We start from the raw sequence: 11,164 nt of genomic DNA, 5'->3' as shown, positions 1-11,164 counted from the left end.
GCGGCCGTTCTCGGCCTCCTCACCATCCTCATCTCATATCTCTTCCTGAAGAGCGAAGAGAATAAGAATAAATCTGCAAAAGGGGGAGACAAAACAGGTACCTTTTTCTTTATGGTGGGACTCGCCGCCTTAGTATACGGCTCCTCACTGATCCCCTCCGCTGTGGGCTGGGGACTGATGAGCGGGGCAGTGATCCTGCTTCTTCTCTTCTGGAGGTATGAAAGCCGGACGAAGTACCCGATGTTCGACACCCGGCTTTTCTCCCGCAACCGCCTCTTCGCCTACTCCAGCCTCTCAGCGCTCATCAACTATACCGCTACCTTTGCCATCGTCTTTTTCCTCAGCCTATACCTGCAAAAGGTGCAGGGACTTTCCCCCCGCGATGCCGGCGCAGTGATCGTGGCGCAACCGGTCATGATGGCCCTCTTTTCTCCTGTAGTAGGAAAATTATCCGACAGAATACAGCCGCGCTATTTTGCCACCATCGGCATGGCCATGTGTACGTCGGGATTAGGTATGCTGGCTTTCCTCGGCCCCACAACAGCCATCTGGCTCATTATCGCCATCCTGATATGGGTAGGGCTCGGCTTCGCCCTCTTCTCCTCTCCCAATATGAACACCATTATGAGTTCGGTAGAGAGGCGACAGTACGGACAGGCCTCCGGACTTTCCGCCTCCATGCGGGTATTCGGGCAGATCATCAGTATGAGCATTGTTATCCTGCTCTTCTCCCTGCTGTTCGGCAGCCGATCAATAGAGGAAGTACCCAATCCTGTTTTTCTACAGGCTATGCGATGGGGATTTATCATTTTCACGCTGATCGGCATACCGGGTATCTATTTCTCTTTCAACCGGGGAAATCTGAAAAGGCAGGGGTAAGGGGATCGGAAAGATAGCTATGAAGCTTTGTGGAAAACCAAAAACCTATAACTCTTCAGATAATATTTTCTGCAATAAAAAGGTTGCATTGAGGTTTCTGGAGATACCTCTTTGTATTTTATAGCTATACTCCTCTTCCCCGGAAAGGGGTATCTCGAAACAGTAGTTTTGAAACAGGTCCGGCAACTCATTCTCCAATTTAGCCAGTTCCAGATCGTGGGTAGCGATGATTCCCGTTACCGGTAACTCCGTCATCTTTTTCAGAAATAATATAGAACCGTTGAGTTTATCCCTCGAGTTGGTTCCCTTTAACAGTTCATCCAGTATGATCAATGTATGGTTATGAGAACGGCAATATCTTATCAACTCTCTCATTCTCTCCAATTCCGCTTTAAAATAAGAGGTTCCCGATGAGAGATCATCCGTATTCCGCATACTGCTGAACAGATTGAAAAGCGAGAAGCTGAATTTCGAGGCACATACATTCATCCCGTTCACTGCCAGAATATAATTGGCTCCTATGGTACGTAAAAACGTACTTTTCCCTGCCATATTGGCTCCCGTGATTATCAGAAAATTCTTCTTGCGGATCAGTATATCATTGTCCACCCGTTTCTCTTTTGATATAAACGGATGTCCCAGTTGGGATGCATCGATGAGGATATCCGGGCGACCTGTGATTACTGGCTGTATACATTCGGGCAGATTAAACATATAGGTAGCCTGGGATACCCGCGCTTCCATCTCAGCCAGCGCACTGATCCAGGATTGAATATGATGTAGATAACTGTCTTTCCATCGGTAGAATTGCCGCAACAGGAATAAGTCCCTCAGGAAAAAACCGTTGAGCAGCACAAGAATATAAGCATTATGCCGCTGGTCAAATTTCTTTAACAGGATGGAAAGTTCCTTCAGTGCTTCACGGGAGTTATATGCACCGAACAATTCCTCTTTTAACGTAACATTCGGAGCGGCATCAAAAGTTTCATTATACACAATCTTCAGAAGATCGGCATGAATCATGGTATTTTTGTGCACAAACCCAATGTCAGCGCCGACTTTGTTCAACACCTTAGCAAATATCATCGGAAAGAAGAGCTGAATCATAAGCAACAAGGTTGGTACCGACCAGGGAAGATATCCCAACCAGGCCAATAATCCCGATGCCAACGTGATCGTTATAGAGATATAAATAAGGATTAACCCCGTTTTCGAGGTCAACAGGGCGTTGTTATTTTTGTTAGCGGTTATCGACTTATAGTTATTCTTCTCTTCATCGAAACCTTTACAGGTTGCCATAAACTGATGTCGGAAATCATCTTTCCGTGCCAGTTCCGTAAGCGACTCCTGCCTCGCCACGATCTCTTCTTCGCTATCCGGGATCGAACTCAGTTTTTCAGCCAGGATGGACCCGGCCTCCTGCGTCACCGTCCTGTTGATCATGTGATAAATGGAGTTCTTCCCAAAAACATCCAGATCGTAAGAATATGCATGTTTTTTATTGATAAATCGTTCCCCACTATCAAAAGGGCTGTAGTCTCCGTTTAAAAAACTGACCTCATTAGCATAGACGCTATTCAAAGCCATATAATACGCCCTCTTTTGCAGATAGAATTCATCCCGCTTGTATAGCAAAAAGAAGATCACGCATGAGAAAGCAGAGAACATAAAACACATTGTCCTGTCCCAACCCAATTGAAAGGCGGCTATCAAAAGGAAAGCGCCTGTCAAAAAGAATAAAAGTTTCAGGTAAGGGATTACTCTTAACCGGGACTTCACCCCATTCAATACCGTTGTATTACTATCTGTCTTTCTTTTATAATAATCCCTGTTTCCTTCTTCAACTGATAAATTCATGCGACAATTTTTATTTTTAACACTAAGGTCGTAGGGAACTCGCATATTGTCATGTTCACTAAAGTTAGCCGTTTTCTACACTCAACATAGTAAAAACAAGTTTTTCCTCTGTATGCGCTTATCGAAAACGTTCCTGTGTGAGAACGATTCTCATGCTCGTTTCATACGATTATTTTATTTCTTTCATTTCTGTGTATGGAACCGGAACGATAGCCGGACAAACATATTCCGGCACACTTTATTATACTCCGGCAGCTAAACCGCGGTCAAAGATACGATTTTTTCGAGGTTTTGTTTTGACATCGCATCCTCACAAATCATCAAATCGGCATATCATCACATTAACACATTCGTCTTATTGACGCATTTAACTACACTTCGTTCTGTTGAACGTTGTTTGTCTTATTATCACATTAAATCATTATCTTTGCACCCGCAAACAAAATAATGGAATTGTAATAAAATGGCTAAAGAATTGAAGGAACTCACGCCCCGCAGTAAAGATTACTCCCAGTGGTATCTTGATCTGGTGATCAAAGCCGAACTGGCCGAGAATTCCGCCGTACGCGGCTGTATGGTGATCAAACCCTATGGTTACGCAATATGGGAGAAGATGCAGCGTCAACTGGACGATATGTTCAAGGAAACAGGACATATGAACGCCTATTTCCCGCTGTTTATTCCCAAGTCTTTTCTTAGCCGCGAAGCCGATCATGTGGAAGGGTTCGCCAAAGAGTGCGCCGTCGTGACACACTACCGCCTCAAAAATGCTCCCGACGGCAGCGGTGTAGTGGTCGACCCCGAAGCGAAACTCGAAGAAGAACTGATAGTTCGTCCCACTTCGGAAACCATTATCTGGAGCACTTACAAAAACTGGATCCAGTCCTACCGGGACCTGCCTATACTGATCAACCAGTGGGCCAACGTAGTACGCTGGGAGATGCGTACTCGCCTTTTCCTGCGTACTACCGAATTCCTCTGGCAGGAAGGGCACACGGCCCATGCCACTCAGGAGGAAGCAATAGAAGAAGCAAAGCAGATGATCAATATCTATGCCGAGTTTGCAGAGAAATACATGGCCATGCCGGTAGTAAAAGGATTGAAATCGGAGTCCGAACGGTTTGCCGGCGCCATCGACACCTACACCATCGAGGCATTGATGCAGGACGGGAAAGCATTGCAATCGGGTACCTCCCACTTCCTGGGACAGAATTTCGCCAAAGCATTCGACGTGCAGTTCACTGACCAGAGCGGGAACCGTGATTATGTGTGGGCCACCTCATGGGGTGTCTCCACCCGGCTGATGGGCGCGCTTATCATGTCGCATTCCGACGACAACGGTCTGGTACTTCCTCCCAAATTAGCCCCCTATCAGGTGGTGATCGTGCCCATCTATAAGAACGGCGAACAACTGCAGCAGATCAACGAAAAAGCGACCGGCATCATAGAGCGGCTGAAAGCCCTCGGTATCAGCGTAAAATATGATAATTCCGATAATAAGAAACCGGGATGGAAATTCTCGGAATACGAGCTTAAAGGGGTACCGGTACGCCTCGCCATAGGCGGACGTGACCTGGAGAATAACACTATTGAGGTAGCCCGCCGCGACACCCTCACCAAAGAGACGCTGCCGTGCGACAACATTGAAAACCACATCAAGTTATTACTGGAGGAGATACAGGAAAATATCTATAAGAAAGCAGCCGATTTTCGCGCATCACAAATCCGTGAAGTGAATTCCTACGAGGAATTCAAGGAGGAAATCGAGAAAGGCGGGTTCCTGCTCTGCCATTGGGACGGAACGCCCGAAACAGAAGAGTATATCAAGGAAGAGACCAAAGCCACCATCCGCTGTATCCCCCTTGAGGGTGACAAAACACCCGGCAAATGCATGGTGACAGGTAAACCTTCGACGCAAAGGGTGATATTTGCACGGGCTTACTGAAAAAGATAAGGACTATTTTCGTCTTTCAATTCCATTCGTCATTTTTCACTTTTAGTTTTTCACTTTTCATTATCCTATGGCAACAGTAAAAGACTGGATCTCCGCCTTTCGCCTGCGGACACTTTTTCTGGCTGTGGGCACTGTCGTTCTGGGAAGCGGATTGGCCTTACACGAAGGGAGTTTCAGTATGACTACCTTTGTCCTCACTTTCCTGCTGGCTGTCTCTATCCAGATACTGGCCAACCTGGCCAACGACCTGGGCGATTTTCAGAAAGGGACCGATATTACCGGCCGCAGGCAGGGACCTGCCCGTACCCTGCAGAGCGGGAAAATCTCTCCACGCGAGATGAAAGGGGCCATCACCCTGTTCTCCACCATCTGCATTATTACCGGTCTCTCCTTAGTGTTCAATATAACAGACTATATCCCCCGGTCGTCCGTAGCCCTCCTCATCGGCTTAGGCGGCGCCAGCATCCTTGCAGCACTTCTATATACGCTGGGAAAGCATGCCTATGGTTATAAAGGTTGGGGCGATCTTTTCGCCTTTATTTTCTTCGGTCCTGTACCAGTGATAGGTACCTATTTTCTCCATACGCATGTTTTCAATTTTCAACCTGTACTTCCCGCTATCGGCATTGGATTGATCAGCACTATGATATTAAATATCAACAACATGAGGGACATAGAGAACGATAGGGATTCCGGAAAGATCACCCTCGCCGTGAAATTGGGAATCCACAGGGCTAAAATATACCACGCGGGGCTAACCTTCACCTCATTCCTTTGTTTTCTCGGGTATAACAGCCTGTATGCACCGTTGCCCTGGTACCGGCATCTTTACCTGCTTGTTTTTCTTTTTCTCTTCAGGATACTGGCCAATGTGTACCGCAAGAACGGGCAGGCACTCGACCCTTATCTGAAACTTACATCGTTATCGGGATTTCTGCTCGCATTGTTATTTTCGGTAGGTGTAAACATTTAATGCGGTCGGCATCCGGTATATCGCTATTGATCCTATCCATTCACGGGTTATCGGGAATTTGTTTCCATGTAGTGGATCAGGCCGGCAATTGATTCCTGCTCCCCGAAATCGACCTTATTATCCTTCGTATAGTTATTATAAAGCGCCTTCTGTTTGTTGTAAAATTTTTTTATCTGACCCATTGAGGAGAAACTTTTCCGGCCTGCACCCTTATCGATCCAGTACACCTTATAGGGATTTATTTTAAAATCATCGGGAAGTTTCAACTGATACATTTTGCCCTCACCCATCCAACTTGAATAGGAGGTAGTTGAGGTTGTCTGAGAAGTACCGCCGTACGCGGAAGGTTTTCCAGGAGGAATCACCCGGCATTTATACTGGACCAGCAGGCTATATCCATTTTGACCAATTATCTCCGCGAATTTTTTATTATCAATAAGAATGAATTTTCGATCTTGAATGAAAACCGTATCCAATTGGTTTAACGTCACTTCGGCCAATGCTAATTTTTCTCCGTTCTGATCAAAGATCATCTCTTCCGTAACAGTATTGTAATTGAGTAAAGCCTGATGTTTAGTACCGTTTTTCATCAATACCGTCCCATTCGTGAATTCAGGCAATATATAATGAGATATCTCTTTTCTTTCCTCCTGTGCCTCTAAAGAAAGGCTTAACGAGATAAGGGAAAAAAGTAAAACATTTTTATAATCCATTGTATAATACTTTTTTAATCTGTTATTAATAATATAAAGATATATGATATTATTTTATAACAAAAAAAATTAACAGAACATTGTGATTTAGTTCTTCCATTTTAAATATTTCGTTAACTTTGTCCGACTTACAAACTCAACGATGCACCAGTATGTTCGACAACAGCAGACGCGCTTTTATAGCCATCAACGATGGAGCGGAAGTATGCCTGATTCCCAGGATGGCAAATCGCCACGGCCTCATTACCGGGGCCACCGGAACCGGTAAGACCGTTACCCTGCAAACCCTGGCCGAAACATTCAGCGATATGGGAGTACCCGTGTTCGCCGCAGATATGAAGGGCGATCTCTCCGGCGTCGCAAAAACAGGAGGTAACAAGGAAAGCGTCGCAAAACGCGTGGATCAATATAACCTGCAAGAGAAAGGGTTCGAATATAAACCCTTCCCGGTACGCTTTTGGGATGTATTCGGTGAACAGGGACATCCGGTGCGGACTACCGTCACCTCCATGGGACCACTGCTGCTGGAACGTTTGCTGGATTTGAACGATACACAGGGAGCCATCCTCTCGATGGCCTTCAGGATAGCCGACGACAACAACCTGCTGCTGGTCGACCTCAAAGACCTTCGGAAGATGCTGCAATTTATGGGTGACAACCGGACTCAGTTCACCACCCGGTACGGCAATATCTCTCCGGCGAGTATCGGCGCCATTCAGCGGGGATTGATGCGTCTCGAAAACGAAGGGGTCGATCAATTCTTCGGCGAGCCGGAACTGGAAATCACCGATTTCATTCAGACGGAACAAGGCAAAGGAGTGATCAACATCCTCGCTGCCGACAAGCTGATGAACTCTCCGCGCGTATATACCACCTTCCTGTTATGGTTGCTCGACGATCTTTACGAAACGCTTCCCGAGGTGGGCGACCTGGAAAAACCGAAGTTGGTCTTTTTCTTCGATGAAGCACACCTGCTGTTCAACGACATGCCTGCCGCACTGCTCGAAAAAGTGGAACAGATCGTCCGCCTGATCCGTTCCAAAGGCGTGGGCGTCTATTTCTGTACCCAAAACCCGGCGGATATCCCCCAAAGTATCCTCGGTCAGCTTGGGAACCGTGTACAGCATGCGCTGCGCGCCTATACGCCCAACGACCAGAAAGCCGTGAGGGTGGCAGCAAACACTTTCCGATCCAATCCCGCATTCGATACCGGCGAAGCCATCACCCAACTCAACACGGGAGAAGCGCTGGTATCGTTCCTCGACGAAAAAGGGGCTCCACAGATGGTGGAGCGTACCAATATCCTTCCGCCGCAGGGACAGATAGGACCGCTTACGGTGGGAGAGAGAGACCAACTGATAAGAAGTTCTCTTATTTACGGAGTATATGAGAAACTGATCGATCGGGAATCGGCTTTTGAAATACTGTCGGAAAAACAGGAGTTGCTTGAGGAAGAACGCCGTCTGGCCGCAGAAGAGAAAGAGCGCATCCGTCAGCAGAAAGACGCTCAGAAAGCGGCCCTCGAAGAAGAGAAGGCAAAACGCACTGCGGCACGGCAACGGAAAGCCGACCAGGGTTTTCTGGGCGATATCCTCACCCAGGTAGGTAAAAGCACCCAACGACAAATCAGTAACGAGCTGGGAAGAACCATTACCCGTAGCATTTTTGGGGCGCTTTTCGGGAAAAAGTAAATGTTTCGATACAAATATCTTTTATATACAATAATGATGAGCACAGTAATATTCGATTCTCCCTTCAATAAGAATACATTTGTTCGTTCCAATAAAGTTTTTTGGGATTATAGCTGGTGGAAAAGGAAAAAACAGCTAATACACTGGTCTGGTCTCTCCATTACTTTTTTAGGGCTTGGGATATGGACCGGAATAAGAAGCAATGAACCGGGTAACCCTTACATTTTTGTGGGTGTTGCTTTTTGTTGCCTCACGATTTTAGGGGGTCTAGAGATGGTTTTTTCCCGGAGAAAACAGAAAAAAAGAATACAAGAAACGGCAGACGAATATGAAAAGGCGAACTCTGAACACATTATTAAAATATCGGAAGATGGCGTAGAATTATTGGATTTTCAATCCCACATAGTCCTCAAATGGTCTGTATTTAAATACTATACAATATACAAGGAGTATATTATTTTGATTCCTAAAAACTATATTGCCGGCGGCCTACTAATCGATAAGAACACGCACGGGCTTCCCAAATACAATCAGGCACTTACAATATTAGAGGATAAATTAAGGGAGGTATAATCCAGCAGTATAAATCTAATTGAAGTAACAAAATTATAAGAACTTAAAAAAGTATCCAATGTACCAGATACTGTTCAAACATTACTGGTTGAAAAGCATCCGCTCACCCGGATATTACAAAAACCTGTTAGTCAATATCTTTATGGGATTAACAACCCTTTATTTTGTAGTAATCCTGGTGATGATGGGATTTATGCTGCCTAAACTGCTGGAAGAAATAGCTCCTCAACAAGATCCCGCTGTAATATTCAACGGCATGATGATATACGCTGTGATAGCCTTGCTCATGATCCGTTATCTGATACAACCGCTGAGCACATTGAATCTGGAAAATTACCAGGTACTACCCGTCAAAAGGGATACGCTGGTCAACTATCTCCTGTTGAAACCGCTGTTCAACCCGTTGAACTACGTCACACTATGTTTTGCTATCCCTTTTGCCATCACCGGAATATATCCGGCTTACGGCACAGGAGGCGCTCTCAGGTTTATATTTATTGTTATCTTCCTGATCTGGTTCAACACCTTGCTTGCTCCCTTATTGAAACGGAAATTCAGTAATATCTTTGTAGGAACAATCGTATTACTGACCATAGCAGGCGTGCTGGCAGCACTGGAATATTTTAAAATTTTCTCCCTGTTTCAACTATCACAGCATCTTTTTGGTTTTCTGGTTGAAACCTCTTTTATATGGATTCCTGTGGTACTGCTCAGTGCATCGGCTTTTTTTCTCAATAAACGCTATTTCGCGCAAACCTATTATCCTGAAAATGTCGACAGGAAAGTAAAAAAGAAAGAAGCCGATTCCGGAAGATTCACCTTTATGGAGCGTTTCGGGAAGATCGGCGAAATCATCTCTCTCGAAATGAGATTAGTGCTCCGTCACAGGCGAACGAAAAAAACGCTCTATACGGCAATATTTTTCCTGTTGTACGGACTGATATTTTACCCAAGTGAAACGTACAATAACAGTCCCGCATGGTTGTTGTTCATCGCTATTTTCGTTACCGGAACAGGGATGCTTATATTCGGACAATGGATCATCAACTGGGACGGAGCCCATTTCGATTTTCTGATGACAAGAAATATAGACACCCATACCTATATCAGGGCCAATTACTATCTGATGCTGGCATTATGCATTGCTTCGTTTATCGCAACCACCCCCTATTTTTTCTTTGGAAGGGAGATCATTATCTATCATCTGGTGGCACTGATCTACAATACAGGGGTCAATATCTATGTCTACCTTTTTGGAGCCACCTTCAATACAAAGCGGTTGGAACTTTCCCAGGGTTCTTCGATGAATATACAGGGAGTAAGCTACAAAAATTTTGTCGTGATGATACCGCTGCTCGTGATACCGCTCATGCTGGTTATCCTGTTCGATCTGTTCTCGGCAGCCCATATAGCATTGATCATTATCGCCCTGCTGGGTTTAGCGGGTATCCTTTTCCGCGAACCGCTCCTGAAAATGATCGGGCAGCAGTTTCTGAGAAGAAAATATGCCCTTTGCACGGGATTCAGGAAGAAGGAATAAGCCCCGGCATTTTTCCGGTCACTATACATGATCACAACAAAGAATAAAGAAACCGATAAAGCGCAAGATATATGCAAGATTACGAAAAGAGATCCATGGATTTCTCCGACACACCACCCCCTATACCGCAATCTGCAGGTGAGGTTGCGAAAATCATCACAGCCACAGACCTGAAGAAGATATATCATGGCATTACTGTGCTGGATATTCCTTTTATGGGGATTGGTAACGGAGAAAGTTTCGGACTGGTGGGAAACAATGGCGCGGGAAAGACTACTTTTTTCCGATTGATCCTCGACCTGATCGAGGCTTCCTCCGGCGAAGTGAAAGTCGATGGAGAGAAAGTTGCCCGCCGCGACGAATGGAAATCGAAAGTGGGCTCGTTTCTCGATGAAAGTTTCCTGATCGATTTCCTTACACCGGAAGAGTATTTTGCTTTCACAGCCAAAGTATATAACAAATCGGAAGGTGATATCGCCTTGTTCCTGGAATCGATGAAAGAGTTCTTTAACGGCGAGATATTGGGTTCCGGAAAACTGATCCGTGACCTCTCGAAAGGGAATCAGAAAAAAACGGGTATTGCTGCAGCGCTCATCAGCGATCCGCCAATACTGATCCTTGATGAACCTTTTACAGCCCTCGACCCGACTTCCCAGATCCGGTTGAAACGGATGCTCAATGAATTGAAAACCACGAAAAAAATGACGATGTTGATTTCAAGCCACGACCTCAATCATGTGACCGAGGTGTGCGACCGTATTGTAGTACTTGAGAAAGGAATGGTTGTGAGAGATATCCGTACAAGCGAGAACACGCTGAAAGAACTGGAATCTTATTTTGCAGTATGAGCATGATCTATTCGGCATCTTACGATGTACGGAGTGCATAAATGTTATATCTTTGCGACTATTTCGTTAAGCAATACGAACAGAAGACGAGCTTGCTTGGCATGTTTTCGATAAGCGAATACAGAGGCAACTGATG

Annotated in this window: 9 protein-coding genes; 7 read left to right on the top strand and 2 right to left on the bottom strand. The window is 45.5% G+C overall.

Annotated elements, in window-relative coordinates; genetic code table 11:
- Positions 1 to 879 (top strand): MFS transporter (locus Q0502_RS06900; RefSeq protein ID WP_298648850.1); only part of this gene is annotated, 879 nt, incomplete at its 5' end.
- Between the two features lie 45 nt (positions 880 to 924).
- Here the strand turns inward: Q0502_RS06900 and Q0502_RS06895 are convergent.
- Positions 925 to 2,736: a DNA mismatch repair protein MutS gene (locus Q0502_RS06895; protein ID WP_298648847.1), complete on the bottom strand. Its 1,812-nt coding sequence runs from the start codon at positions 2,734 to 2,736 to the stop codon at positions 925 to 927.
- A 463-nt stretch (positions 2,737 to 3,199) separates the two neighbouring features.
- Between Q0502_RS06895 and proS the strand changes: the two genes are divergently transcribed.
- Together proS and menA are read left to right on the top strand one after the other, a co-directional pair.
- Positions 3,200 to 4,681: a proline--tRNA ligase gene (gene proS / locus Q0502_RS06890; RefSeq protein ID WP_298648845.1), complete on the top strand. Its 1,482-nt coding sequence runs from the start codon at positions 3,200 to 3,202 to the stop codon at positions 4,679 to 4,681.
- Positions 4,682 to 4,757: 76 nt separating this feature from the next.
- Positions 4,758 to 5,663: a 1,4-dihydroxy-2-naphthoate octaprenyltransferase gene (gene menA / locus Q0502_RS06885; RefSeq protein WP_298648843.1), complete on the top strand. Its 906-nt coding sequence runs from the start codon at positions 4,758 to 4,760 to the stop codon at positions 5,661 to 5,663.
- A 47-nt stretch (positions 5,664 to 5,710) separates the two neighbouring features.
- Here menA and Q0502_RS06880 read toward each other — a convergent pair whose 3' ends face one another.
- Positions 5,711 to 6,376 carry a hypothetical protein gene (locus tag Q0502_RS06880; protein ID WP_298648841.1) on the bottom strand — a complete coding sequence of 222 codons (666 nt, stop codon included), beginning with the start codon at positions 6,374 to 6,376 and terminating at the stop codon, positions 5,711 to 5,713.
- 152 nt (positions 6,377 to 6,528) lie between these two features.
- On the opposite strand from Q0502_RS06880, the gene Q0502_RS06875 reads away from it, so the two are divergent.
- From Q0502_RS06875 to Q0502_RS06860, 4 genes are all read left to right on the top strand, one after another.
- Positions 6,529 to 8,067, top strand: a complete 1,539-nt coding sequence (locus Q0502_RS06875; RefSeq protein WP_298648855.1) for a helicase HerA-like domain-containing protein — start codon at positions 6,529 to 6,531, stop codon at positions 8,065 to 8,067.
- 33 nt (positions 8,068 to 8,100) lie between these two features.
- A complete protein-coding gene (locus tag Q0502_RS06870) occupies positions 8,101 to 8,640 on the top strand; it encodes a hypothetical protein (protein ID WP_298648839.1) in 540 nt (179 codons plus the stop codon).
- Positions 8,641 to 8,698: 58 nt separating this feature from the next.
- Positions 8,699 to 10,180 (top strand): DUF5687 family protein, encoded by a 1,482-nt coding sequence (locus Q0502_RS06865; protein ID WP_298648837.1) that lies wholly within the window; start codon positions 8,699 to 8,701, stop codon positions 10,178 to 10,180.
- A 152-nt stretch (positions 10,181 to 10,332) separates the two neighbouring features.
- Positions 10,333 to 11,028, top strand: a complete 696-nt coding sequence (locus tag Q0502_RS06860) for an ABC transporter ATP-binding protein (protein ID WP_298648853.1) — start codon at positions 10,333 to 10,335, stop codon at positions 11,026 to 11,028.
- The last annotated feature ends 136 nt before the right edge of the window (positions 11,029 to 11,164 follow it).

The sequence above is a fragment of the uncultured Proteiniphilum sp. genome (assembly GCF_937873925.1).
Classification (GTDB): Bacteria; Bacteroidota; Bacteroidia; order Bacteroidales; family Dysgonomonadaceae; genus Proteiniphilum.
The sequence above is the reverse complement of the archived record's forward strand: the minus strand, read 5'-3'. Positions and strand labels throughout refer to the sequence as shown.